The 25,448-nt window shown below is 41.1% G+C and carries 20 protein-coding genes, 4 tRNA genes and 1 riboswitch; of the genes, 9 read left to right on the top strand and 15 right to left on the bottom strand.

Annotation, left to right across the window (positions count from 1 at the left end; translation table 11 throughout):
• Positions 1-9: 9 nt before the first annotated feature.
• Positions 10-1,257 carry an MFS transporter gene (locus AAFF35_RS00735; protein ID WP_342330426.1) on the bottom strand — a complete coding sequence of 416 codons (1,248 nt, stop codon included), beginning with the start codon at positions 1,255-1,257 and terminating at the stop codon, positions 10-12.
• Positions 1,258-1,435: 178 nt separating this feature from the next.
• On the opposite strand from AAFF35_RS00735, the gene AAFF35_RS00730 reads away from it, so the two are divergent.
• Positions 1,436-2,281 carry an AraC family transcriptional regulator gene (locus AAFF35_RS00730; protein WP_342330425.1) on the top strand — a complete coding sequence of 282 codons (846 nt, stop codon included), beginning with the start codon at positions 1,436-1,438 and terminating at the stop codon, positions 2,279-2,281.
• Positions 2,282-2,309: 28 nt separating this feature from the next.
• Here the strand turns inward: AAFF35_RS00730 and AAFF35_RS00725 are convergent, their stop codons facing one another.
• The 10 genes from AAFF35_RS00725 to AAFF35_RS00680 all read right to left on the bottom strand — a co-directional run bounded on the left by AAFF35_RS00725 (position 2,310) and on the right by AAFF35_RS00680 (position 8,769).
• On the bottom strand, positions 2,310-4,466 hold the full coding sequence (locus AAFF35_RS00725) for a peptidase domain-containing ABC transporter (RefSeq protein WP_342330424.1): 2,157 nt from the start codon (positions 4,464-4,466) through the stop codon (positions 2,310-2,312).
• Between the two features lie 4 nt (positions 4,467-4,470).
• Entirely contained in the window at positions 4,471-5,643 is a 1,173-nt protein-coding gene (locus tag AAFF35_RS00720; RefSeq protein WP_342330423.1) for an HlyD family efflux transporter periplasmic adaptor subunit, read from the bottom strand.
• Positions 5,644-5,704: 61 nt separating this feature from the next.
• Complete coding sequence (locus AAFF35_RS00715; protein WP_124585326.1) at positions 5,705-5,911, bottom strand: hypothetical protein; 207 nt, start codon at positions 5,909-5,911, stop codon at positions 5,705-5,707.
• Between the two features lie 489 nt (positions 5,912-6,400).
• Entirely contained in the window at positions 6,401-6,607 is a 207-nt protein-coding gene (locus AAFF35_RS00710) for a hypothetical protein (protein WP_342330422.1), read from the bottom strand.
• A gap of 342 nt (positions 6,608-6,949) precedes the next feature.
• Positions 6,950-7,420: a hypothetical protein gene (locus tag AAFF35_RS00705; protein ID WP_342330421.1), complete on the bottom strand. Its 471-nt coding sequence runs from the start codon at positions 7,418-7,420 to the stop codon at positions 6,950-6,952.
• Between the two features lie 283 nt (positions 7,421-7,703).
• Positions 7,704-8,216 carry an endonuclease V gene (locus tag AAFF35_RS00700; protein WP_342330420.1) on the bottom strand — a complete coding sequence of 171 codons (513 nt, stop codon included), beginning with the start codon at positions 8,214-8,216 and terminating at the stop codon, positions 7,704-7,706.
• A gap of 129 nt (positions 8,217-8,345) precedes the next feature.
• Positions 8,346-8,417, bottom strand: a tRNA-Glu gene (locus AAFF35_RS00695).
• Positions 8,418-8,458: 41 nt separating this feature from the next.
• Positions 8,459-8,534, bottom strand: a tRNA-Met gene (locus AAFF35_RS00690).
• Positions 8,535-8,580: 46 nt separating this feature from the next.
• Positions 8,581-8,652, bottom strand: a tRNA-Glu gene (locus tag AAFF35_RS00685).
• Between the two features lie 41 nt (positions 8,653-8,693).
• Positions 8,694-8,769 (bottom strand) — tRNA-Met (locus AAFF35_RS00680).
• Positions 8,770-8,879: 110 nt separating this feature from the next.
• Here AAFF35_RS00680 and era point away from each other — a divergent pair.
• Entirely contained in the window at positions 8,880-9,758 is an 879-nt protein-coding gene (gene era, locus AAFF35_RS00675) for a GTPase Era (RefSeq protein WP_124585342.1), read from the top strand.
• 49 nt (positions 9,759-9,807) lie between these two features.
• Positions 9,808-11,109 carry a ribosome biogenesis GTPase Der gene (der, locus tag AAFF35_RS00670; protein WP_342330419.1) on the top strand — a complete coding sequence of 434 codons (1,302 nt, stop codon included), beginning with the start codon at positions 9,808-9,810 and terminating at the stop codon, positions 11,107-11,109.
• Positions 11,110-11,116: 7 nt separating this feature from the next.
• Here der and AAFF35_RS00665 read toward each other — a convergent pair whose 3' ends face one another.
• Entirely contained in the window at positions 11,117-12,697 is a 1,581-nt protein-coding gene (locus tag AAFF35_RS00665; RefSeq protein ID WP_342330418.1) for a S41 family peptidase, read from the bottom strand.
• A 188-nt stretch (positions 12,698-12,885) separates the two neighbouring features.
• On the opposite strand from AAFF35_RS00665, the gene murQ reads away from it, so the two are divergent.
• From murQ to AAFF35_RS00635, 6 genes are all read left to right on the top strand, one after another.
• Positions 12,886-13,692, top strand: a complete 807-nt coding sequence (gene murQ, locus AAFF35_RS00660) for an N-acetylmuramic acid 6-phosphate etherase (protein WP_342330417.1) — start codon at positions 12,886-12,888, stop codon at positions 13,690-13,692.
• An 11-nt stretch (positions 13,693-13,703) separates the two neighbouring features.
• Entirely contained in the window at positions 13,704-14,273 is a 570-nt protein-coding gene (locus AAFF35_RS00655; protein WP_124585348.1) for a hypothetical protein, read from the top strand.
• Between the two features lie 51 nt (positions 14,274-14,324).
• The gene (locus tag AAFF35_RS00650) at positions 14,325-15,077 is read left to right on the top strand and encodes a Bax inhibitor-1/YccA family protein (protein ID WP_342330416.1); all 753 of its coding nucleotides are present in this window, start codon (positions 14,325-14,327) and stop codon (positions 15,075-15,077) included.
• Positions 15,078-15,194: 117 nt separating this feature from the next.
• A riboswitch (SAM riboswitch) is annotated at positions 15,195-15,304 on the top strand.
• A 115-nt stretch (positions 15,305-15,419) separates the two neighbouring features.
• Positions 15,420-19,079: a methionine synthase gene (metH, locus tag AAFF35_RS00645; protein WP_342330415.1), complete on the top strand. Its 3,660-nt coding sequence runs from the start codon at positions 15,420-15,422 to the stop codon at positions 19,077-19,079.
• Positions 19,080-19,110: 31 nt separating this feature from the next.
• Positions 19,111-20,067, top strand: coding sequence for a methylenetetrahydrofolate reductase [NAD(P)H] (metF, locus tag AAFF35_RS00640; RefSeq protein ID WP_342330414.1), 957 nt, complete (start codon positions 19,111-19,113; stop codon positions 20,065-20,067).
• A gap of 75 nt (positions 20,068-20,142) precedes the next feature.
• Positions 20,143-20,574, top strand: a complete 432-nt coding sequence (locus tag AAFF35_RS00635; RefSeq protein ID WP_342330413.1) for an META domain-containing protein — start codon at positions 20,143-20,145, stop codon at positions 20,572-20,574.
• On the opposite strand, the gene thrC is transcribed toward AAFF35_RS00635, so the two are convergent.
• From thrC to thrA, 3 genes are read right to left on the bottom strand one after another with little or no spacing between them, the layout of a single operon-like run.
• Positions 20,561-21,871: a threonine synthase gene (gene thrC, locus AAFF35_RS00630; protein WP_342330412.1), complete on the bottom strand. Its 1,311-nt coding sequence runs from the start codon at positions 21,869-21,871 to the stop codon at positions 20,561-20,563. The two genes, AAFF35_RS00635 and thrC, sit on opposite strands and share 14 nt — an antisense overlap.
• 7 nt (positions 21,872-21,878) lie before the next feature.
• A complete protein-coding gene (locus tag AAFF35_RS00625) occupies positions 21,879-22,814 on the bottom strand; it encodes a homoserine kinase (RefSeq protein WP_342330411.1) in 936 nt (311 codons plus the stop codon).
• Positions 22,811-25,258, bottom strand: coding sequence for a bifunctional aspartate kinase/homoserine dehydrogenase I (gene thrA, locus AAFF35_RS00620; RefSeq protein ID WP_342330410.1), 2,448 nt, complete (start codon positions 25,256-25,258; stop codon positions 22,811-22,813). The genes AAFF35_RS00625 and thrA overlap by 4 nt, the downstream gene beginning before the upstream one ends.
• Between the last annotated feature and the right edge of the window lie 190 nt (positions 25,259-25,448).

Raw genomic sequence — 25,448 nt, 5'->3', positions numbered from 1 at the left:
GGGTAGGGATTAACTTAACGTGTGTTGAATGAGGTGCCTTGTTTTCATTTTTTGAAACAGGAACAGGGCCACAGTGAGGACAGTGATCGGCAGCAGTGAGAAGTAAAAGGCCGTCTGACCTCCATAATGTTGAAAGATATAGCCGGTGATCAGAGATCCTAAAGAGCCACCTAATGCAGAGAAAACTACGATTAGTCCGGACATCGTTCCATGCTGATTTTTTGGCAATGCGCCCAGGATGACAGAATTAATGGCAGGGTAAACAGGTGCGAGAAAAAATCCGATCAGGGGAAAAATATAGGCAGCGAATGGAACATCGGCCCAAACCTGGATCTCATGCGGACTCGTGCCGGAAGCAAGAGGAATGGCAATAAGAACCAGTCCCGCAGCGGCGAAAAGACAAACAGTAAGACAGATATACCAAGAGATTCTCTTCAAAACAACCCCGGCAAGGAAACGTCCTATGGCCGTCGAACTGGCCATAATACCCGCCATGAGAACACTGATCGAGGATGGCAAATGCAGAACTTTGTTATTGAATGTAGGTAGCCAGCTCATGATGCTCTGTTCAATTAAAACATACAGAAATGCACATACAACAAAGGAAACGACCAATGGCAACATCAATAATTTGAGCATATCAGTATAGGATTGCTTAAATTTTATTCCTGGTTCAGGCTTCGCCGCCGATTCATTAAGTGGCGAAATGCTCAATAATACCAGGGCCAGCAGATAGAAGGTACCAATCAGGTAGTAAACTGTAAACCATCTCCCTGAGGCCGCGTCTGCATCGTCAATAAAATAACTGAAGATGAAATAGCCGGATAAAATTCCAATCATAAAAAAGCTTTCAATAAAGCTCATCAAACTGATGTGTGCCTTTTCAGTTTTGGTAATTAAGCCAATGGTTCCAAATACGGAAATCTTGATCAGGGCGAAACTGGCTCCCGTAATGGCAAACAGCAATTTAACTGCGATAAAGGTCTTTACGGAAGGAACGATAAAACAAGCTATCGCCACGGCTGCAAGACCAATCTGCATTGATTTTTTATAGCCTATCCTGGTGATAAATGAAGCGACAATAAAAGAAACTACCGCAATCGTGATGTCTTTGAAGGCTTCCAGAACAGAGGCGGAAGAAGCCGAAACTCCATAGTATCGTTGTGCCTGCAGGATCACCGTACCGACACTATTCAGCATAATGCCGAATAATAAATAGTTGATGAATACCGAGACCTTAATTTTCAAGAATTCCATTAAACCGCGTTTTAAAAAGATAGATAGATTTGGTTAGTAATTCCGACCAGCTGCAGGCAGCTCATTGGATATGATAAAATTCCAGTTTTTATAAATGCAATAATTATCCTTTATTCACTATTTATTGAACTATATTAATATTTAATTTGTTATATTTGATCAACTTACCTTAATAAGGATGAAAATTCACTTTGAGATTGTAAAACCTGATGAGGCTTCATCGATGCGGTTCTTATATCAGAACCAACCTATCCATGAGTTTGTTTGGGAATATCACTACCATCCGGAATACGAGCTGGTCTGTGTGATTTCCGGTGGTGGAACCCGACATGTAGGTTCCCATATCAGCATGTATGAAGATGGAGACCTGGTGCTGATCGGCTCCAATGTGCCACATTCCGGATTTGGCTTGAATGCAAGGGATCCTCATGAAGAAATTGTCATTCAGATCAAGCCCGAAGTGATGCAGCAATGGATTTCGGATTTCCCTGAAATGCAACACATCGCGGCATTGGTAGAGCGGTCGAAGTATGGCATTAAATTTAATGGCAGCATTAAGGAAAAGGTAAAAGAAATATTGGTCAATATGAAAGATATGCTGCCTTTTGAAAGGAAGATCAACTTTCTGCAGGTGCTCCATATTTTAGGGAGCAGTGAAGATTATCACATTTTAAATGAGAAGGCCATTATCGCCGATCTGGTGAGCAAACACAGGTCCCGGCTACAAAAGATCTTTACCTATGTAGAACATTATTACCACGAAGAGATTGACATTGAAACTGTGGCCGGACTGGTCAACATCTCTGTTCCTTCTTTCTGCAATTATTTTAAGAAAACGACTCACATTACTTTTACCGAATTCGTGAACCGCTACCGCATTCAAAAAGCTTGTCTTTTCTTACAACAGGATAAGACCATTGCCCAGGTCTGCTTTGAATCGGGATTTAATAATGTGACCTATTTCAACAAGATTTTTAAAAAGATCATCAACAAAACACCTTCAGACTTTAGAAAAGGAAAATAAGACGTCTGGGAAGGCCTATACAGGCAGATCAGATCTCTTCAGGCAGTTGGAGCTTCCAAAGGTTAGCATAGGCTGAATTCGGGCTAAAACGCAATTCCTTATGACTGCCCTGTTCAACCACTACACCTTTATCGAGCACAATGATTTTATCAGCATTGCTCAGCGTACTCAGACGATGCGCAATAACAATCACCGTCTTCTGTTTTGATTTGAGGATATCGATCATCCTTTGTACATATTTTTCAGAAGCAGAGTCGAGAGAAGAGGTGGCTTCATCCAATATCAGAATTTCAGGATCGCGGTACAGGGCTCTTGCTATGGCGATTCTTTGTCTTTGTCCGCCAGATAAGGTGGTTCCATTTTCTCCCAGGTAGGTTTGAAAGCCTCTGGGTAAGGATTCAATGAAACCAATCAAGCCCAATTGAGTAGAAATATCGATGATCTTTTGCATATCCGGTTCATAATCTCCTATGGCGATATTCTCAATTACATTACCGGCAAACAGATCAATTTGCTGGGGAACTACAGAAACAGCACGACGGAGCGTGGCTGTTTTTATATATTTTAAATCATATTTTCCAATCCGCACGTTCCCTCCCTGAATTGGATAAATATTCTGTAGGATCGACATTAAGGTCGATTTTCCAGAACCACTTTCCCCCACTATAGCGGTGAACTTTCCTTTAGGAATGATCAGGTTTAAATTGTCAAAAACAGAGACTCTGGTTCCATAACGAAATGATACATTTTCAAAATGGATGTCTCCGATCTTATCAGGACTGAGTTCAACCTGATTCTCGTCGTTTTCACGTTCCAGGTCCATAATCTCGAATAACCTGTCCGCAGCAATTACCGCATCCTGAACTGTTTTATTCATCCCTATCAGAGAAGAAACGGGTCCTGTAAAATAACCGATCAGTGTATAAAATGACAAAAGCTCTCCAGGCGTAATCTTGCTGTCTATTACATACCCAGCCCCTACCCATAGCAAGACAATGGTCAATAAACGGGAAGTGAGTTCTGAGGATGTTCCCGCAAAAACAGAGTTCATATTAGATTTAAAACCATCCTTCAATAGCTTTACAAAGCGAACTTCGGTCTTTTCATTGGCAAAAGATTCCAGGCCAAAACGTTTGATGGTTCCTACTGCATTGAGACTTTCTACAAGCTGAGACTCCAGCTCGGCAGAATCTTCCATTAGTAAGCGTTGTGCTTTTTTATTGAGCTTATCAGCTACAAAATAAATCAGCAAATACAGGGGAATTACAGCCAGCATCAGTAAAGCCAGCTTCCAGTAATAGGTAAACATCATGGCAAATGAAAACACCACAATGAAAATATTGACCAGAAAGTTAATGCTGACATCATTCAGGAAAGCCCTGATCTTAACGGCATCGTTAATCCTGGAAATAATCTCTCCGACACGCATCGTATCGAAAAACTGCTGCGGTAATCTGAGCAGGTGTTTATAATATCCTAAGATCAATTGAGCGTCGATCATCTGCCCCGTTTTCAGGGTAAAGATCGTTTTTGTCATTCCAACAAACAGCTGGATAACCAGGATGACCACCATCGCAATGCTCATCAGATTGAGCAGATTTCTGTTGCCATCAACCAATACAAAGTCTACCAGCTTTTGAACAAAGATGGAAGTCGATAAGCCTAAAATCGTATATACGATTGCTCCAAATAAAGCCTGGATTAAAATGCGCTTATGTGGTCTTATTAAGTTCCAGAAACGTCCGGACACAGAGACCTTTTCATTTCCCGTTTCGAACTCTTCTGAAGGTAACAATAACACTAAAGCTCCGGTCCATTCTTTTTTAAACTCCTCATGTGTCCTCCGGTGCATCTGACCATCAATAGGGTCCATCACATCGATAAACTTACTATTCACTTTATAGATCACGACATAATGCTGCAGGATGTCTTTGACAATGAGGTGTGCAACTGCAGGTTTTGGTATTTTAAATAAACTCTCAAAAGGTCCTTTTACGCCTTTGGCCTCAAAACCTAATTTCTGAGCGGCTTCCACCATTCCCAAAACATTGGTTCCTTTTTTATCCGTACCTGCAAATTGTCTGATCTTTGCCACAGGCAAATCCAGTTTATAATGCGATGCAATGGAAGCCAGGCAAGCTGCACCGCAATCTGTAATGTCTCTTTGTTTTACTTTAGTGCTCATAGCTTTAGGTCTTATCGCTAACGTTTGGATTGACCCAATCGTCAACTTTATCATATAACAACTGATATAAACTACGGCTGGTTACTGTGAAACGGGCAGTAAAATTCATTCCTTTCTTTAAATAACCTTTATAACCATTCTTTAGGACCAGATGATCCTGATTCAAGCTACATTTCACTTTGAATACAGGTTGATTTCCATTTAAAACAATGATATCATCGGAGATATCGATGACCTCTCCCATTGCAGATCCCCATTGGTTATAATTGTAGGCATCGATCTGAAAACGCACCTCCTGGCCTTTTTTTATAAGTCCGATATCAGATGGTTTGATATAACAGAATGCCGTTAAGCTCGCATCTGGTGATATTTCACCGATCTTCTGATTTGCAAAAACATAAGCTCCTTTTTGTACGCCACTGAGGTTTTGAACAGAACCACTGGTTGCTGCCCTCAATACATACTGCTTTTTCTGTTCTGTCAATTCTGCCTGCTGACCGGAAAGCTGGCGTAATTCATTACGAAAGCCGTTTGCTTCCGTTTGCCATTGTGTTTTATATTTAGCCCGGACCATCTGGTAGGTCGAGGTCGCTTGTTCCAGTTCAAACTTATATTTTTCGTACTCAGATTCTGTAAGTACCTTATTTTCGTACAACTTACTGTAACGTGCAAAAGTGCTTGCTGCCTGCATTTTTGCAATTCCGGCATTTTCTAATTCCTGCACAAACTGTTGCCATGAAGCATTGTATTGTCCGGTTTGCAGGTTTGGGGAATTGGTTTTGTCCAGTGTTTGGAAGGACAACAGCATATTGATATCCTGAAGGAACTGACTAAGCTGACCTTCACGGCCCTGTACCAGGACACTCTGTTGCTTTGGTAATCCACCATCAATCACGAGTATGGTATCTCCTTGTTTTATTTTTTTATTATCGGTCAGCCGATATTGAACCAGTCGGCCATTAACAGGGATGTTTAATTCCGTTTTTTCAAGAGAAGATTGTAAAACGCCATTTCCTTTAATGGTGATGGGCGTCTTAATAAATGGAAGTGCCGCAAAAGTCAACAATACAACCAACAGGGTAACTTGATAAATGAGTTGGGATGATTTGTTGATTTGTGAGCGGTAGACAATAGAAGTGGTAGAAATCGTTTCTGCAGAATAGGGAGATAGAGGCATGTTTTAGTGTTTAAAATCACCGTTATTCTGAAATTCAGAATAACGGTAACTTATAACTTTTTTATAGGCTCCAAACAAATTTCAAAACATTGGTTAATGTTTTGTTTAAAAAAACAGAAGCATCAGCAGCAACAGCGTTTACAGTTCCAACAACTGAACCAATAACACCTGTTAGGATATCGTTTAATAAACCACCGCCTTCAACTTTTGTCATTTCAGTAACGTTCATTTCCTGAACACCAAGGTTTTTTAATTCTAGATTTTTCATATTTAGGGATTTTTAATTTAAATTCCTTACTCTTTTAAGGCTTTTCAGGATACGCCTAGGTTGGCCAAACGCTGAAACGAATATAATGATAGTATCCATAAAGATTAAGGAGAGGAATTTCTACTAAAGGTTCATTTTCTCTGAATAAAACTTCAAAATGCCTGTCCTTTAAACCAAAAAACATGGTTTCGCCCTACATACAGGTAGTTTTATTCCTATTTGTTCAATTTATTCATTTTTTCAAGCCAAATAAGGCAGGTATTTTTACGTTTTCCTAAAAAGACACCAATTATTGAATAGAATAGCAAGCGCCCGAAAAACAAGGTTCAACAAGACTCCATTTCTACTATTACGTTCTATTTTTAATAGGCATTAAACTTGATTTCCTAAAAAATAAGGAGATCACGAGCATAGACGTGCTTTAGAACAATAGTTTGTTCCATAAGAAAAACAACCGTTATTGTGAATAACGGTTGTTTTCCAGAATCCTTACAAGCTAAAAATTGCAGTTAAGACCGTGCCGATCTGTTTTTTTGCATATGTAACGGTATCACCTACAATAGCACTCGCAGCTGTGGCAACGACAGTTAGCGTACCGCTAATGAAATCCCCTAATAAACCACCGCCATCAATTGTTTTCATCTCAGTTCTGCTCATCTCCTGAACACCAAGATTTGTTAGTTCTAAATTTTTCATAATAGGAATATTGTTATTTAAGGTCCCTACTCTATTCAAGGCTTTTCAGGATTCGCCTGGTGTGGCCAAACACTAAAACTAAGATACTCATTAAGTGGTTTTTAAGGTTAATCCCTAAGAGGGCTGGAAATCAATGGATTTTCGATAAGAAACAACAAAAAGCAGGTTGGTTAAGCACAAATAGGGTTTATGTGCAAAATGAACAATGATTTACGGGAATCATTCAAATCGTTCATTTTATCTGCTGTAAAAAAAGCTCAACAGACTAATAATTAAACGATTACCAAAACCAGTTCTCATTCCCACAACCTTTGGGAATGAAAACTTCAACCGATAATGTTCTTATTTTTTACAGTCGACAGGAGCAAATGTAAACCTGCCTTTTTCAAACGAAATTGGTTTTCCTTTCACAAAAAAAGACCTGCCTAAAGTAGTTTGAATTTGTCCCACACCAAGAATTAACTTCCCATCTTTCTTTAAGAATGCCAACGGGTTCTTATAAATGGTTTTATTTTCCAGTCCGATCTTGAAGGTGTAATCAACAAATAAAGTGTCCCCCTTGAATTTTCCCTCGACCTTCCCATCATTCTTTCCTTTCTCCTTAAAATTAATGGTCAAATCACCGGAAACTTTCCCGCTACTTTGGGTTTTTATATTAAAGTTGGCCGTATCAACCCCGTCAACGGCAACAAAACATTGTTCGTTAATCAATGAGTCTGTAGCATTCGCCGAAGTTTGTTCTGTCCCTCCCTGATTACAACTAAAAAGAACAGGAAATGCAAGAAGTGCAAAGTAAAACGCTGGTTTTTTCATAATTATTTATGGTTTGAAGTGTACAATCGATTAATAATTCAATCTAACAATACCATAAAGATGCATAAAGTTTGCTCCTTCCATAAATAATTAAGAAATACTGAAAGTCCAGGAATAACAAACGTTCTTTTGCAACATTAATTCCGCTGCCCTGTCTAATTTGTCAGATGAGTCAACCAAACGAAAGTAGCAACGCGGACAGGCACTTAGTTGAAAATTAATTTTAAAGGTGCTTAGTCTTGCAACCAATTTCCCTTCGATCTTTTGACGAAAAAGCAAAAGCTCATTCTCTAAAGAAGGGCTGTTTTGTCAACACATCCAATTGCTTCAATAAGGTTGGAATTCTAAAATCTCCATGCATCAATTTAATAAGACCCGCAGCGACATCCAGTTCCATTCCGGCAACAGTAATATACAGCGGTTTTGCACTTGTTCCACGGTAAACCAGTCTTTTACCATGAACTAAGTTTATAAAATCATTTTTTGCAACGCCAACGATTGGAATCGTTCTGTCTAATGCTTCATATAAATGACCACCCAATCCCAATTTCCCGGCATCGTCTAAGGTGACGAAACCATCAATTACAATTGCTTCAATATTTTCAAGACCGATCTTCTTCAGTATACTCAAAATACAAGGAAGCTCTCTTTTATAAAAAAAGCCTGGTTCATATTCTTCGGTTAATGCGCTGATTTCTGTGAAAATTTCCTTTGGTTCCTGATCAGTCCAGTTTTCAAAGCTAAGGCAAACGGTGTAAGCATTGCCTGGATAATAAGAATCAAGCGCTAATATCATAGGATCTTCTGTGACTTGTTATTTATTGGGATTGTTCAATGTAAATTCAAAGTCGGGTGTTTTAGACACTAATTAAAAATAGGTCATAAAAAGCAAAAATCCCGCTCTACTTATCGTAAAGCGGGATCGTAGCCCGTAGGGGAATCGAACCCCTGTTTCCAGAATGAAAATCTGGCGTCCTCACCCCTAGACGAACGGGCCATTTTAGAAGCGCCTTAATCTTATTAAGATCACGGCTTCTTTGGTAGCGGGGACCAGACTCGAACTGATGACCTTCGGGTTATGAGCCCGACGAGCTACCAACTGCTCCACCCCGCACTATACCTTTTAAAAACTTCACTAAGCCTCTGCTTAATGATTACTGTAGCCCGTAGGGGAATCGAACCCCTGTTTCCAGAATGAAAATCTGGCGTCCTCACCCCTAGACGAACGGGCCATTTTAGAAGCGCCTTAATCTTATTAAGATCACGGCTTCTTTGGTAGCGGGGACCAGACTCGAACTGATGACCTTCGGGTTATGAGCCCGACGAGCTACCAACTGCTCCACCCCGCACTATATACAATTTCGTAGCTTTCGTTATTTGTTTAACTCTTGTTCCGAATTGGAATGCAAAGATATAATTCGTTTCTTTGCGGTGCAAATTTATTTTAAAAAATATTTTCATGTCACATAAAGCAGGTTTTGTAAGTATAATTGGTAAACCCAATGCGGGCAAATCAACGTTAATGAATGCCCTGGTGGGTGAAAAGCTTTCTATCATTACTCCGAAAGCTCAGACTACCCGTCACCGGATTCTGGGAATAGTCAATGAAGAAAACTATCAGATTGTATTTTCTGATACTCCGGGCATCATAAAACCGCGTTACGGTTTGCAAGATTCTATGATGAGTTCGGTTAAAGGAGCCCTCACAGATGCGGATCTGATTTTGTTCGTTACCGACATTAATGAACAGTATGATGAGAACGATGTCTTGGAAAAAATTATTGACACCACTATTCCAATGATTGTCCTGATCAATAAGATCGACAATGCCACACAAGAAGAGGTAGAAGAGAAAACTGCTTACTGGCAGGAAAAACTAAAACCCAAACATATTTATGCCATTTCTGCATTACATCTATATAACCTGGATGGCATTATGGAAATGGTATTGGATCATTTACCGGAACATGCCCCCTTCTATGATAAAGAAGACCTGACCGATCGTACCCAAAGATTCTTTGTTTCAGAAATCATCAGAGAGAAGATCTTTAACAACTATCAAAAGGAAATCCCTTACAGTACAGAGGTCGTGATTACTTCTTTTAAAGAAGAAGAGAAAATCACCAGAATCAGTGCTGAAATCATTGTAGAACGCGATTCTCAGAAAAATATCCTGATTGGTAAAGGTGGTGCTATGCTCAAGAAAGTTGGTACCGAAGCCCGTAAGGATATTGAGAAATTTCTGGATCAAAAAGTGTTCCTGGAGACCTTTGTAAAGGTAGTCCCGGACTGGAGAAGTAAAAAGAACTATTTAAAAAGTTTCGGGTACGAAAATTAAGCTTACCTTTGCAACCCCTTAATAACTAATACAATTCATACCAATACACATGAGCAACATTATCGCAATAGTCGGAAGACCAAACGTAGGCAAATCTACCCTATTTAACCGCTTAACAGAGAGTCGCAAAGCCATTGTTGATGATTTTAGCGGTGTAACCCGTGATCGTCATTACGGATCGGCAGAATGGACAAACAGACAATTTACAGTAATTGACACAGGAGGCTATGTAGCCAATTCTGAAGATGTTTTTGAAGCAGCCATCCGCGAACAGGTGGTGATCGCCATCGAAGAAGCAACAGTATTGTTGTTTATGGTAGATGTGGTAACCGGCATTACCGACCTGGATGACGAAATTGCCCAATTACTCAGACGCAGCAGTAAACCCGTATTTATTGTTGTAAATAAAGTAGACAATACACAGTTACAAAATGATGCTTCCGTATTTTACGGATTTGGTTTAGGCGAAATCTACCCGATCTCTTCTATGACTGGCTCAGGAACAGGTGATTTACTGGACGATGTGATCAAACACTTCGAAGATATTCCGGAAGAAGAAAATGCTTTACCTAAAATCACCATCGTTGGAAGACCTAACGTAGGAAAATCATCGCTGATCAATGCCTTAATAGGTAAGGAAAGAAATATTGTAACTCCAATCGCAGGTACAACAAGAGATTCCATCCATATCCATTACAATCAATTCGGACATGAATTTATGTTTATTGATACTGCCGGACTTCGTAAGAAGACCAAAGTAAAAGAGAACATTGAATTTTATTCTGTTATGCGTACCATTAAGGCGCTGGAAGAAGCGGATGTGGTCATCTTAATGATAGATGCCATGGAAGGATTAGAGTCGCAGGACGTTAATATTTTCCACCTTGCGGAGAAAAACAAAAAAGGAATCGTGATCCTGGTCAACAAATGGGATTTGGTAGAGAAAGACAGTAAAACCGTTAAAATATTTGAAGATCAGATTCGTCAGAAATTACAACCTTTTACTGATGTACCAATTGTTTTCACTTCTGTAGTTAACAAGCAACGTATCTTCCAGGCCATCGAAACGGCATTGGAAGTATTCAAAAACAGAGGAAAGAAAGTTCCTACTTCTAAATTGAATGATGTCATGCTGCCAATTATTGAGAACTATCCTCCACCAGCATTGAAAGGAAAATACATCAAAATTAAATACATTACTCAGATCAACGGAACATCACCGATGTTTGCTTTCTTCTGTAACCTGCCTCAGTACATCAAGGAACCATACAAACGTTTCATTGAAAACAAACTAAGGGAACATTTTAACTTTAGCGGAGTACCAATTCAGATTTATTTCAGACAGAAATAAAATACGATTACTGCAAACTGGTTAATGCCTGTTTGACCATAGCGTCACTTAAATTAAGCGCTTTGTAATAACCGGCATCACCCAGGTGGTATTTACACAACAACACTTTGATGTCATTATAGATCAAAGGTCTGGCGGCCTGCAATAGCTTGGGCTCTATCACCACTCCCTTGGTCTGAATATATTTCAACAAATCCTTGTAGTCCGCATCATTGATGTTAAAGGTTGCAAGGTTTTGTTCAATAAAAGAAGAAGTATAACGGTTTGCAAGAACATCGTAGACGAAGTCAAACAATACCTTTTTCGCAATCAACTTGGCATAGAATCTATTAAATCCACTGGTATCCATTTTTACATAAACATCCGGCTGGATTCCACCGCCTAAGAACAACTTCCCTTTCTTAACGCTATCTTTTACACTTACATTTTTTGAAGTCAGCTCTCCATCATTAAAGCGATCCTCGATCTCATTCTGATAGGCATTATAGCCCTTCTTATAAGATTTCTGAATACTTCTGCCTGAAGGCGTATAATATCTTGCTATGGTCAGATTCAAGGCAGAACCGTCTACAAAAGGAAACTGTTCCTGAACAAGCCCCTTTCCAAAAGAACGGCGACCAATAATGATTCCTCTATCCAAATCCTGTACCGCACCGGCAAGAATTTCACTCGCAGAGGCGGAGTTTTCATTAATCAGTATCGCCAGTTTCCCCTGTTCAAACGCTCCACCACCAGTGGTGAAGTAATCTGTCCTTGGCTCATGTTTACCTTGCGTATACACAATTAACCTGTTTTCTGCTAAAATCTGATTCGCCAGTCCTGTAGCTGCAGTCAGGTACCCTCCCCCATTGTCGCGAAGGTCAAGCACCAGTTTTTTCATCCCTTTGCCTTTAAGCACACGAACAGATTCTACAAAGTCCTGATCGGTCTCTGCACCAAAATTACTGATGCGCACATATCCGGTTTCGGCATTGAGCATATAAGCTGCATCAATACTGCTCACTTTTACCCGCCCACGGTTTACTGTAAACAGTACCGGGATTGGATTTCCAGGATGCAGGATACTTAATTTTACAGCAGTACCTTTCTTTCCCTTGATCTTGCCAATCATTTTCTCTCTTGGCAATGCCCTTCCGCTTACAAAAGTGGTGTCTATTTTAAGAATTTTATCTCCCTGGCGGATTCCTGAAAGAAAAGCAGGACCGTCTTTGATCACATTGGTCACCAACAAGGTATCGTTGAGGATGTAATATTCAATTCCAATACCTTCAAAATTACCCCCAAGGGCTTCGGCAAATTCGTTCGCTTTTGCCGGAGGAAGATACACGCTATGCGGGTCCAGCTGATGTAACAGGCTGTCTATAGGCAGGTGGTGTAAACTATCTGCATTCACCTCATCAACATAGTTTTTATTGATAATATGAATGATTTCATCTACCTTTTCAGTATTGTCGGCGAGATAACCGGCCTGCTTTTTAACCTGAAATCCCTGATCTTTTAAGAACTTATACCCCACAAACATTCCACCTATCAGAACAACGGAATAAGTAAGGGCGATCAAAAGGTTATATCGGGTAGTCTTTTTCATGGTTAAATGCTGCGTAAAGTTATAAAATAACCCTGTCAATTAATAAATTAAGTCTTATTCATTTGTAATTGTTTTGATAAATTTCAGGATTATCGGGAATGTTGCCTGGTATTGTCTTATTTGAACTGATTTCCGGTAATATTTCCGGTTTAAAAAGAAAATCACGAATTTTATCAAAAAAACCACATATGATAAGAGTAACTGAGCAGGAGTCAAAGTATAACAACATTGATCAGATGTCTGTACTGCAAATTCTTCAAGACATCAATAAAGAAGACCAGACAGTTCCTCAGGCAGTGGAAAATGCCATTCCACAAATAGAGAAATTAGCTACCTCAGTTGCAGAACGTATGATCGGTGGAGGCCGCTTATTCTATATCGGAGCAGGAACCAGTGGTCGCCTGGGTGTAGTAGACGCCTCAGAATGCCCGCCAACCTTCGGCGTTCCCTTTGATTGGGTAGTCGGTATCATTGCCGGCGGCGATACAGCGATCAGAAAAGCGGTAGAAAATGCAGAAGATGATGTTGAACAGGCATGGATAGACCTTCAGGAATACAAAATCAATGAAAAAGACTGCCTGATTGGCCTGGCCGCATCAGGAACCACTCCTTATGTAGTCGGCGGACTAAATACAGCACGTAAACACGGCATCTTAACCGGGTGTATCGTTTGTAATGAAGGTGGACCTATCGCTGCTGAGAGTGATTTCCCGGTAGAAGTGGTGGTTGGACCGGAATTCCTCACTGGCTCTACGCGTATGAAATCAGGAACTGCACAAAAATTGGTTTTAAATATGCTTAGTACCACAGTAATGATAAAACTGGGTCGGGTAAAAGGAAATAAAATGGTAGATATGCAGCTGACCAACCATAAACTGGTTGATCGTGGCACACAAATGGTAATGGAAGAACTACACATTGGCCATGATCAGGCGGCAGATCTGCTCATCCGTTATGGAAGTGTACGTAAAGCGGTAGAAGCAGGCACCAAATAATCTCATAAAATATGCACGAAATTGAGCCTTTCTACCTGTGGCGCGATGATTACATCGCTGCCGAAGATGAACGTTCGCCTTTTTACAATACGGAATACTCAGAGTTCTATTTTGACAAACAACTTTACAATTTCCTGATTCATCCTCAATGGGACGACTTTGGATCCAATACACTATACCTTAAAGTTTTGTATACGGATTACGATAGGAATTATGCCATCATAGAGTTCATCGGAGAGTGGAATGATGCGATCGGAAATGACATTATGCTGTTGAAAAGGGAGATCCTGGAACTGATGATCGATGAAGGAATTAATAAATTTATCCTTGTCGGAGAAAATATCCTGAACTTCCATTCTTCCGAAGACAGCTATTATGAAGAGTGGTTCCAGGACGTTGAAGATGGCTGGATCACGGGAATTAATTTTCAGCAGCATGTAATCGATGAATTCAGAAGCGGCAATATTGACTACTACATTAACTTTGGCGGTCAGCTTGACGATTTGGCATGGAGAACATTAAAACCCCTTCAATTATTTAAAAAAGTAGAAGAAATCCTGACAAAACGACTCGGGGCATAGGTTTTGTAAGAAGATAAACAATTAGTAACTTTAAACTAAAATTTAAATAAAATGGATAACAACAATAATTACCAGTGGGCACACAAATCTGTTATTGCAGAACAGCAAACCGGAATGGTTGCCAAGAAGTTCTTTGCAAATGTCTTTCTATGGATGTTTGTAGCGTTGAGTTTATCAACAGTAGCGGCTTTGGTTATCTCTACTTCTCCGGCAGCATTAAGCCAGTTGGTGAATTTTGAAACCGGACAAAGAACTGTATTAGGATATATTGCCATGTTTGCCCCTCTGGGCCTGGTACTATTAATGGGAGCTGGATTTAGCCGTCTTTCTTATGGCGCACTATTAGGCGTTTTCGTCTTATTCTCCATCCTCTTAGGGGTGAGTTTAAGCTTTATTCTTTTAATATATACTGCCGGATCTATTGTGGCTTGTTTTGCCGCAGCAGCAGGTATCTTCGGGATTATGGCCGTTCTTGGTTATACTACTGATGTAGATTTAAGTAAATTCGGACCAATCTTAATGGTTGGTGTTGCAGGATTATTCATTGCCAGCATCATTAACATGTTCCTTGGAAGTCCTACTTTTAGCTATATCATGAGCTTCTTTGGTGTAGCCATCTTTACCGCTCTTACGGCGTATGATGTTCAAAAGCTGAAACGTATCGGTGCAGGTATCGAAGAAAATGGTGATCAGATGGTTGCTGCAGATGCTAAAAAATTAGCCATCATGGGTGCCTTATCACTTTATCTTGACTTTATCAACATCTTCCTATTCTTATTAAGAATCTTCGGAAGCAGAAGATAATCACAATTTTACAGAATATTGTTCCGAAGGCCATGCAAATTTGCATGGCCTTTGCAATTTTATATGCTTTAAGCGCTGTTTTTTTGGAAATCATTTTTCTTTGTTGCATTTTTGCAGTGCTTATAGAGAAAGACGGAGGGATTAGACCCTGCGAAGTCTTAGCAACCTGTGCTTACAAGGTGCTACATTCTACTGGAACCGAACCATTGGTTCCCGAAAGATAAGTTAAAGTCGACCTTATACCGGACTTTTCAATAAGCTTTTTGACTGCGTATAAAATAGTAACCAGTATGATATTCATACCCGGAAGCTCTTTTCTTACGCGTTACCGGAGAAAACAAAATGGACATTAGAGCAGAGTTAGAGAAACGCATATTGATTATTGATGGTGCCATGGGAACCATGATTCAGCGTTATATCCTGACAGAAGAAGATTTTAGAGGAGAGCGGTTTAAAGACCACCCATGTGATGTTAAAGGCAACAACGATTTGCTGAACCTCACGCGTCCTGACATCATTAAAGCAATACACACCGAATACCTTAAGGCCGGTGCAGATATTATTGAAACCAATACTTTTAGTACCCAGCGCATTTCACTGGCAGATTACCAGATGGAAGAACTGGATTATGAAATGAGTTTTGCAGGGGCAAAGATTGCGCGTGAAGCGGTAGACGAATTCATGGCCGAAAATCCGGACAGAAGGTCTTTCGTGGCTGGTGCCGTTGGCCCAACCAACAGGACACTTTCCATCTCACCAGACGTGAATGATCCCGGATATAGGGCATTAACTTTTGATGAACTCGTAGATGCCTATGATCAGCAGGTCCGCGGATTGGTGGATGGCGGTTCCGATCTGCTATTAATCGAAACTATCTTTGACACCTTAAATGCCAAAGCTGCTATATTTTCTATTAAAAAATATGAAAAAGAGATTGGCAGAACGATAGAGATCATGATTTCCGGAACCATTACCGATGCTTCTGGAAGAACCCTATCGGGACAAACCGTGGAAGCTTTCTTAAATTCGGTGATCCACGCCAACCCAATCAGTATAGGCTTTAACTGTGCACTGGGTGCCAAAGACATGAGGCCACACATTGAAGAGCTTTCCGCCAAGGCGACTTGTTACGTATCAGCCTATCCCAATGCAGGTTTGCCCAACGAGTTTGGCGCCTATGACGAGATGCCTCATGAAACGGCGCATTTAGTAGAAGATTTTATACAACATGGATTTGTAAATATTGTGGGTGGTTGTTGTGGCACAACACCTGAACACATCAGCTGTATTGCTGCCAAAGCCAAAAAAGTTAGCCCAAGAAAAATCCCTGAAGTAGCCCCATACTTACGCCTAAGCGGCCTGGAACCCGTAACTATTACCCCGGAAAGTATTTTCGTCAACATTGGGGAAAGAACAAACATCACCGGATCCCCTAAATTTTCGAAACTCATTTTAGGTGGCGACTATGAAGCTGCCCTTACTGTTGCCCGTCAACAGGTAGAAGGTGGTGCCCAGGTGATCGACGTAAATATGGATGAAGGGATGTTGGACGGAGAAGCGGCAATGGTGAAGTTCTTAAACCTGATCGCTTCTGAGCCCGATATTTCCAAACTTCCAATCATGGTCGACTCCTCCAAATGGAGTGTCATTGAAGCCGGATTAAAATGTTTGCAGGGAAAAGGAATCGTCAACTCCATCTCTCTGAAAGAAGGGGACGAAAAGTTTAAGGAAAGCGCCCGCAAAATCATGAATTACGGCGCAGCTGTGGTGGTGATGGCCTTCGATGAACAAGGACAGGCAGACAACTTTGAAAGAAGAAAAGAAATCTGTAAACGCTCTTATGATATTTTAGTGAATGAAGTTGGATTCCCTGCGGAAGACATCATCTTTGATCCAAATATCCTGACCGTAGCAACCGGTCTGGAAGAACACAATAACTATGCAGTAGACTTCATTAATGCCACCCGATGGATCAAAGAAAACCTGCCTTACGCTAAAGTAAGTGGAGGAGTTTCCAATATATCTTTCTCTTTCAGAGGAAATAATACCGTGAGAGAGGCTATGCACTCCGCATTCCTGTACCATGCCATTAAAGCAGGTCTGGATATGGGGATTGTAAATGCCGGAATGCTGGAAGTTTATCAGGAAATACCACCAGAACTTCTGGAACGTGTGGAAGATGTATTGCTCAACCGCAGGGAAGATGCAACCGAAAGACTGGTAGAATTCGCGGATACCATTAAATCTAAAGGAAAAGAGATTGTCAGAGATGAGGAATGGAGAAAAGAAAGCGTAGAAAGCAGATTGTCTCATTCCTTGGTAAAGGGCATTATAGAATATTTAGATGCCGATGTAGAAGAAGCCAGACAGAAATATCCTAAACCAATACATGTGATTGAAGGTCCGCTAATGGATGGGATGAACATCGTTGGAGATCTCTTTGGGGCAGGAAAAATGTTTCTTCCTCAGGTGGTGAAATCTGCCAGGGTAATGAAAAAGGCCGTGGCCTATCTCCTCCCTTTCATCGAGCAGGAAAAACTGGACAATCCTGATGGAAAAGCAAGTTCATCCGCAGGAAAGGTATTAATGGCCACCGTAAAAGGCGATGTTCATGATATCGGGAAAAACATTGTAGGTGTAGTATTGGCCTGTAATAACTTCGAGATCGTAGATCTTGGTGTGATGGTTCCTGCACAAACCATTATTCAGAAAGCCAAAGAAATTAATGCCGATATCATTGGATTAAGTGGTCTGATTACTCCTTCGCTTGACGAAATGGTACACTTTGCCAAAGAAATGGAACGTGAAGGCTTTACCATTCCTCTGATCATCGGCGGTGCCACCACCTCCAGAATTCATGCAGCCGTAAAAGTGGCGCCAAACTATTCAGGCCCTGCCATTCACGTATTGGATGCTTCCAGAAGTGTAACGGTATGCAGTACCCTGATGAATGAAGAAACCAGAGGTCCTTATATTGAAGGTATCAAAAAAGAATACGATAAAGCAAGAGAAGCACATTTAAACAAACGCTCCGATAAACGTTTTAAGACCTTGGAAGAGGCCAGAAAAGATCAGTTTAAGATCGATCTTGACTTGGTTGCTCCGGCTCCGGAGTTTACCGGAACAAAAGTATTTGAAGATTATCCACTGGCAGAACTGGTTCCTTACATCGACTGGACTCCTTTCTTCCATACCTGGGAGCTTCGTGGCAGCTATCCTAAAATATTTAACGATAAGTTGGTTGGTGATGAAGCAAAAAAATTATTTGATGATGCGCAAACGCTGCTAAAAAGAATTATCGATGAGAAACTGCTGACCGCTAAAGGAGTGATCGGCTTCTGGCCGGCAAATACAGTTGGTGACGACATCATTCTTGATGTTGAAGGGCAGGAAGTAACCATTCATACCCTTCGCCAGCAGGCAGAAAAAGTAGCTGGCGAACCTTATTATGCCTTATCAGACTTCGTGGCCCCTAAAGAATCAGGCGTTACGGATTATTTTGGGGGCTTTGCAGTCACTACAGGTATAGGATGTGATGAGCTGGTGGCTGAATTTGAAGCCAACTATGATGATTACAACAGCATCATGGCCAAAGCACTGGCCGACAGGCTTGCGGAGGCTTTTGCAGAAAGAATGCACGAACTGGTCCGTAAAGATTACTGGGGTTACGCAAAAGATGAGCAGTTGAGCAATGAAGCGCTGATCAAGGAAGAATATGCAGGAATTCGTCCCGCACCAGGATATCCTGCCTGTCCGGAGCATACCGAAAAAGGAACACTTTTTGAATTGCTTGATGCAGAAAATAAGATAGGTCTCCGCTTAACTGAAAGCTATGCGATGTATCCTACCGCAGCGGTAAGTGGATTTTATTTTGCACACCCACAGTCCAGGTATTTCGGTTTAGGAAAAATCACCAAAGATCAGATCGAAGAATATGCCCTTAGAAAAGACATGCCAATAGAAGAAGTAGAAAGATGGTTAAGTCCTAACCTGGCTTATTAATTACAGACAACCAACCTAACAAGAAATATTAATGAAGATCGTAGACCATATCAGTAACGCAAAAGGAAAAACCCTTTTCTCCTTTGAGCTCTTACCACCAATAAAAGGGCAAAGCATTAAGGGCATTTTTGATGCAATAGATCCCCTAATGGAATTCAATCCACCTTTTATTGATGTGACTTACCTCAGAGAGGATTATATCTACAAACAACATCCAAATGGTTTGCTGGAAAAGATCGCTTACCGCAAACGTCCCAGTACTGTGGCGACCTGTGCAGCCATTATGAATAAATATAATGTAGATGCAGTGCCCCACCTGATCTGCGGAGGTTTTACAAAGGATGAAACTGAAAATGCACTGATCGATCTTCAGTTTCTGGGAATCGATAATGTGCTGGTTTTACGTGGAGATGCCCGGAAAAGCGACAATTCCTTTATCCCAACTCCAGACGGACATGCTTATGCTTCAGAATTGTTACAGCATGTAGTAGACATGAACAATGGCCGTTACCTGCATGATTATATGGAAGATGCTGCAAAGACTGACTTTTGTATCGGTGTAGCGGGTTACCCTGAGAAACATTACGAATCGCCAAACCTGGATACCGATTTTAAATACCTCAAACATAAAGTCGATACCGGAGCAGATTTCATTGTTACACAGATGTTTTTTGACAATAAAAAATATAAAGCATTAGTGGATAAATGCCGTGCAAATGGCATTAATGTTCCAATTATCCCAGGATTGAAACCAATCACGAGCAGCAAACAACTGGTTAGCCTGCCAAAAATTTTCCACCTGGATATTCCAATGGAACTGACTGAAGCGATCCAGGCCTGCAAATCAGAGAAGGATGTGAAAGAAGTGGGAATAGAATGGATGATCCACCAGTGTCAAGAGTTAAAAGAAATGGGTGCGCCTGTCCTTCACTTCTACACGATGGGCAATCCGGAACCTACAAAGAAGATCGTACAGGCAGTATTTTAGCCTTTTCATGATGCCCGATAGGTGTATTTTCGAATACTCTTTGTACCTTTCGGGTATCATTAAAACAATAAGGCTATGAAAAGAATCATGTTACTGGCAATTGTAATGACCAGCACTTTTGCTGCGTGCACCACCCTGAAACCCGGAACGATAGGAAATGGCGGATTATCTCAATTGGGAGGAACCTGGGAATTGAACTATATCTCCGGTCCAAGAATAGCTTTTAATGGTTTATATCCTGCAACAAAACCTACCATCACCTTTGATGTCACAGGGAAGAAATTAAGCGGTAATACCAGCTGTAATTCTTTCTCAGGTACTTTAATAGCAGATGACACTACCGTCAATTTCACCCATCCTCTAGCCATGACAAAAATGGCCTGCCCTGGTGAAGGAGAGGCCACTTTTCTGGAAATGTTAAAAAAAGCAAGTACTTATTCTGTAAGTGACAGTACGCTTAACCTGATGATGGGCGACATTGCCATCATGCGTTTTAGTAAAAAGTAGTCAGGTAGTTTTTAAAAGATTCATATACCGTATCCATCTTTTCAGCATGTTTTAATTTGGCAGTCAGTTCCTGCACCTGAGCGGGAATTTGAATTTTGCTGCTCATCTCCTCAGAAAAGACATCCGGAAACTTACAGGCATGTGCCGTAGATAAAAACACACCCGCAGCGTTTTCCTGCGGGTTTTCCTTTTTATAATCCTCCAGCGCCAACCATGCGATTGCAGTATGCGGACAAGCGATATATCCAAACTGATCATAAATCGAATGAATCCCCTTTAATGTTTCTTCATCGGTATAGCTATAACTTTTCAATACCTCCTGCAAAACAACTTTATCCTGATTAAAAAGATCCATGATCCTCACCCAATTGCTTGGCGCACCTACGTCCATTGCATTGGCATAAGTCTGTATAGAAGGCCTCGTTTCATATACTCCTGTTTTCAAATACCGGGGAACAGTATCGTTCACATTCGTAGCAGCGATAAACTGTTTTACCGGAAGTCCCATTTTATAGGCCAGCAATCCAGCAGCAATGTTCCCAAAATTACCGCTGGGCACGGAAAATATCACTTCCTTTTTTCCTGCCCTGCGGAGTTGCGCATAAGCATTGAAATAATATAAAGTCTGAGGGATCAGTCTGGAAATATTGATAGAATTGGCGGAAGTCAGACGAAGCTTGCGGTTCAGTTCTTCATCTGCAAATGCCTGTTTAACCAGATGCTGACAATCGTCAAATGTTCCATCTACTTCTATGGCATGGATATTCTGTCCATTCGTACACAATTGTAATTCCTGAATTTCACTCACCTTCCCTTTCGGATAAAGGATCGTTACCCTGGTATTCGGTACCCCAAGAAATCCCAATGCCACTGCTCCTCCGGTATCACCGGAAGTGGCAACGAGAACATCGAGTAATTGTTCTCCATCTTTTAAGAAATAAGCCATAATCCGACTCATGAACCGGGCTCCAAAATCTTTAAAAGCGAGGGAGGGGCCATGAAAAAGCTCCAATACATAAGTCTCAGCTTCAAGTGGTACCACAGGTGCATCGAAATTAAATGCTTCGTCAATGATTTTTTGCAGATCTGCAGCAGGGATGGCCTGATCTAATAGCGCAGAGGCGACCTTGAAGGCAATCTGTGGCAAGGTATATTGATCGATCTGTTGAATAAACGCCTGATCCAATACCGGAATATTTACCGGCATGTATAAACCTTTATCCAAAGGCATACTGTTAAAAACAGCGGTGGGAAAGTCAACGTTTAAATCGTGATTATTAGTACTATATAGTTTCATAATGGGATTAATCTAAAATAACTGGACCTTTTTTATTTACTTCCGAAACAAAAGACAAGCTATTGATGCCTATGCTTTTTAAATGCTGCTGCAGCTTCTGAGTGATTGCCCTGGCTGTCGCCTCATCTTTTGTTAAAGCAAAAACCGAAGGACCAGAGCCTGAAATACCAAAGCCCGTAGCCCCTGTTTTCATGGCCAGACTTCTTAGTTTATAGAAATCAGGAATTAAAATAGAACGGGTAGGCTCCACCAGAATATCAGTCATACTTCTGCCGATCAGGTCATGATCTTTCAGAAACAAACCACTCACCAGACCTGCAACATTCCCCCATTGGGTAACCGCATCTTTTAAAAGCACTTTAGAACGGATCATTTGTCTGGCATCCTTAGTTGGGACATCAACTTCCGGGTACACAATAGCAGCATACAGATCATCAGGATGAGGTAAACTGATAATGTCCAGCGGCTGATAGCTTCTGATCAATACGAAGCCTCCCAATAGCGCCGGAGCCACATTATCAGCATGTCCGTAACCACAGGCCAATTCCTCCCCTTTCATGGCAAAAGGAACAAGCTCTCTATTGGTCAACAAATTATCAAACAGTGTATTTACGGCAAATAAGCCGGCAACTGTACTTGCTGAACTAGATCCCAATCCACTGCCTATCGGCATCTTCTTATGCAATTCAATTTCTATTCCCGTATCCGGTTTTCCGATATGGTTCAGGTAATGCTGTACACTTGCACTTACCGTATTTTTCTTTGGATCCAATGGCAGCCGCCCGTCATCACCAGTGATCTTTGTGATCTTGATTCCGGGAGCTTCCGTTAACTTCATAATAACTTCATCACCAGGTTCATTTACTGCAAACCCCAGAACATCATATCCACAAACTACATTGGCAACAGTGGCAGGGGCAAAAACTTTTATAGACTCTTTCATCGTTTACCTACATTAATAATATCAGCAAAAACACCTGCAGCGGTTACTTCCGCACCGGCACCCGGACCTTTAACCACCAGTGGACGGTCTCTATACCGGTCTGTGGTAAAAGAAATAATATTGTCACTTCCGGAAAGCATGTAGAAAGGATGACTATCATCTACCATTTGTAAAGTGATCATTACTTTTCCTGCTTCCAGCTTACCGATATATCTTAGTGCTTTATTACCTGAAGCAGCCTCCTGCTTGAGTTTCTCAAAATAGTCTGTATTGTTTTCCAGCTCCTGATAGAAATCTGCCACGGTAGCTGCAGCAAGACAAGCCGGAGGGAGCATACTTTCAATCTCAATGTCGCTTTCCTCCAATGGATAACCAGCATCACGGGCCAGGATGAGCATCTTTCTCATAAAGTCTTTCCCGTTCAGGTCATCTCTAGGATCAGGCTCAGTATATCCTTTATCCTGTGCTTCTTTCACCACCTCATGAAACAATTTATCTCCTTTATAATTATTAAAGATATAAGAGATGGTACCTGATAGAATAGCTTCAATCCGGTCAATCCGGTCGCCACTCATCATGAGGTCTTTTAAAGTCCGGATGATTGGTAAGCCCGCACCCACATTTGTTTCATAGTAGAAATCGACCCCGTATTTTCTTGCTGCCTGCTTAAAGGCAACATATTGCTCATAGTCTGCAGAGTTCCCGATCTTGTTGCAAGTCACTACCGAAATGCTGGATTGAAGAACATCCTGATAAAATTGAATCGGATTATGGCTGGCAGTATTGTCCACAAACACACAATTCGGTAGGTTCATGGCCTTCATCTGCTTGATAAATACCGCTAAATCTGCTGGTTCACCATGTGTTTCCAGGTCCTTTTCCCAATCATTCAAAGCGATACCTTCTGCATTCTGGTACATCTTACGGGTATTACTTACGCCCATCACTTTTACCTGAAGGTCGTTGTTGGTCGCTAAAAAGTCCATTTGAGCTTCCAGCTGTGTGAATAAAGTCTTTCCGATGTTACCAGTCCCCAGACAAAATACGTGTAAAGTTCTTTTCAGATTAGCATAGAACGCATCATGAACCGCATTTACTGCTTTTGAAAGGTCAGGTTTGGAGATGATCACAGAAATATTATACTCTGAAGAACCTTGTGCAATTGCACGTACATTCACCCCATTCCGTCCCAAAGCATTAAATAACTTCCCTGACATCCCTGGTGTTTTTTTCATATTCTCCCCTACGATCGCCAGGGCAGCCAATCCATTTTCCACTTCAGGATATTCCAGTTTGCGTGCCTGAAGCTCCAGCTCGAACTCTTTATTGATCAGTGCCAATGCTTTTAAAGCGTCAGCAGGTTTCACGGCGAAAGTGATGCTATGCTCAGAAGAAGACTGAGTAATCAGGATAATATTGATTTGCTCGCGCGATAACAGGGAGAATAACCTTCCACTAAAACCAGCTTTTCCAACCATTCCACTTCCCGTAAGGTTCAGCACACTGATCTCATCAATAGAAGAAATCCCTTTGATTGGTAGTTTCGAAACACTGGTTCCATGTTTAATATAGGTCCCTGAAAAACCGACGTTAAAAGTATTTTTGATGACAATCGGGATTCTTTTTAAAAATGCAGGGATCATTGTTGGAGGATAGATCACCTTTGCACCAAAATAAGAGAGCTCCATCGCTTCGGTATAGCTCAGCTCCGGCAGGGAGAAAGCTTTTTTTACCATTCTTGGATCTGCAGTTAACATCCCATCCACATCTGTCCAGATCTGAATCTCCGCTGCATTTAACGCAGATCCCCAGATTGCAGCAGTGTAATCACTTCCACCTCTCCCAAGAGTGGTGATTCGGCCCTCATCGTTACTGGCAATAAAGCCGGTCACGAATAATAGCTTATCCGCATTACTCTCCTGGAAATCCCGGATCAGGGTCTCGGTCAGATAGGTATTTACCTTTGCCTGTCCGAAATTATGATCTGTTTTAATCAGCTCTGATCCATCTACATAAAGGGCGTTCGGGAAAGTCTGTCTGGCGATATGGCTGATCATCACCGTAGAACAACGTTCTCCATAGCTCAAGATCAGGTCTTTCGTTTGCAAACTCAATTCCCTCAGGTTATAAACCGACTGTAAGATTTCCTCCAGCTCATTAAAATAGATTTTAAGCTTGGTTAACACCGGATTCTGAGCGTTTGCAGGCAACAAAGCCCGGATCACATCAAAGTGCTTTTTCTCAATTGTTTTTAACTCCTCACTATAATCTCTACCCTGCCCTGCGTTTTCTGCCATTTCGACCAGGGCATTGGTTACCCCACTCATGGCCGATAAGACGACAATAGGATTTTCAGCGCCTTGCTGATCCTTAAGGATACTTAACAATGCACTTATGCTTTGCAAAGAACCGACTGATGTACCTCCAAATTTTAAAATATTCATAATTTACGGTTAAAAAAAAAGCGCCTTCCCCGATTAGAGGAAGGCGCTTTTTGTGGTTTTTAGTTTTTTATTTTTACCCATTAGCTAGCCTCCCTCCGAGATATCCCGGTGGTGGTAATAATGGAAATAATGGTTGAATTATTAAACATTGTATTTTTTACACTTACTGTGCTCTGACGTAAAGTAAAGT

The sequence above is a fragment of the Pedobacter sp. FW305-3-2-15-E-R2A2 genome, from assembly GCF_038446955.1.
In the GTDB taxonomy this organism is placed as follows: Bacteria; Bacteroidota; Bacteroidia; order Sphingobacteriales; family Sphingobacteriaceae; genus Pedobacter.
This window is presented reverse-complemented; position numbering and strand designations above follow the sequence as displayed.

What these genes read in the sequence shown, in the direction of transcription:
- AAFF35_RS00625 (WP_342330411.1), bottom strand. Translation starts at nt 22,814, where the DNA reads ATGAAAGAGTCTATAAAAGTTTTTGCCCCTGCCACTGTTGCCAATGTA.
- metF (WP_342330414.1), top strand. Translation starts at nt 19,111, where the DNA reads ATGAAGATCGTAGACCATATCAGTAACGCAAAAGGAAAAACCCTTTTC.
- thrC (WP_342330412.1), bottom strand. Translation starts at nt 21,871, where the DNA reads ATGAAACTATATAGTACTAATAATCACGATTTAAACGTTGACTTTCCC.
- AAFF35_RS00715 (WP_124585326.1), bottom strand. Translation starts at nt 5,911, where the DNA reads ATGAAAAATCTAGAATTAAAAAACCTTGGTGTTCAGGAAATGAACGTT.
- thrA (WP_342330410.1), bottom strand. Translation starts at nt 25,258, where the DNA reads ATGAATATTTTAAAATTTGGAGGTACATCAGTCGGTTCTTTGCAAAGC.
- AAFF35_RS00655 (WP_124585348.1), top strand. Translation starts at nt 13,704, where the DNA reads ATGCACGAAATTGAGCCTTTCTACCTGTGGCGCGATGATTACATCGCT.
- era (WP_124585342.1), top strand. Translation starts at nt 8,880, where the DNA reads ATGTCACATAAAGCAGGTTTTGTAAGTATAATTGGTAAACCCAATGCG.
- metH (WP_342330415.1), top strand. Translation starts at nt 15,420, where the DNA reads ATGGACATTAGAGCAGAGTTAGAGAAACGCATATTGATTATTGATGGT.
- AAFF35_RS00700 (WP_342330420.1), bottom strand. Translation starts at nt 8,216, where the DNA reads ATGATATTAGCGCTTGATTCTTATTATCCAGGCAATGCTTACACCGTT.
- AAFF35_RS00710 (WP_342330422.1), bottom strand. Translation starts at nt 6,607, where the DNA reads ATGAAAAATTTAGAACTAACAAATCTTGGTGTTCAGGAGATGAGCAGA.
- AAFF35_RS00725 (WP_342330424.1), bottom strand. Translation starts at nt 4,466, where the DNA reads ATGAGCACTAAAGTAAAACAAAGAGACATTACAGATTGCGGTGCAGCT.
- AAFF35_RS00665 (WP_342330418.1), bottom strand. Translation starts at nt 12,697, where the DNA reads ATGAAAAAGACTACCCGATATAACCTTTTGATCGCCCTTACTTATTCC.
- AAFF35_RS00650 (WP_342330416.1), top strand. Translation starts at nt 14,325, where the DNA reads ATGGATAACAACAATAATTACCAGTGGGCACACAAATCTGTTATTGCA.
- murQ (WP_342330417.1), top strand. Translation starts at nt 12,886, where the DNA reads ATGATAAGAGTAACTGAGCAGGAGTCAAAGTATAACAACATTGATCAG.
- AAFF35_RS00720 (WP_342330423.1), bottom strand. Translation starts at nt 5,643, where the DNA reads ATGCCTCTATCTCCCTATTCTGCAGAAACGATTTCTACCACTTCTATT.
- AAFF35_RS00705 (WP_342330421.1), bottom strand. Translation starts at nt 7,420, where the DNA reads ATGAAAAAACCAGCGTTTTACTTTGCACTTCTTGCATTTCCTGTTCTT.
- AAFF35_RS00730 (WP_342330425.1), top strand. Translation starts at nt 1,436, where the DNA reads ATGAAAATTCACTTTGAGATTGTAAAACCTGATGAGGCTTCATCGATG.
- der (WP_342330419.1), top strand. Translation starts at nt 9,808, where the DNA reads ATGAGCAACATTATCGCAATAGTCGGAAGACCAAACGTAGGCAAATCT.
- AAFF35_RS00735 (WP_342330426.1), bottom strand. Translation starts at nt 1,257, where the DNA reads ATGGAATTCTTGAAAATTAAGGTCTCGGTATTCATCAACTATTTATTA.
- AAFF35_RS00635 (WP_342330413.1), top strand. Translation starts at nt 20,143, where the DNA reads ATGAAAAGAATCATGTTACTGGCAATTGTAATGACCAGCACTTTTGCT.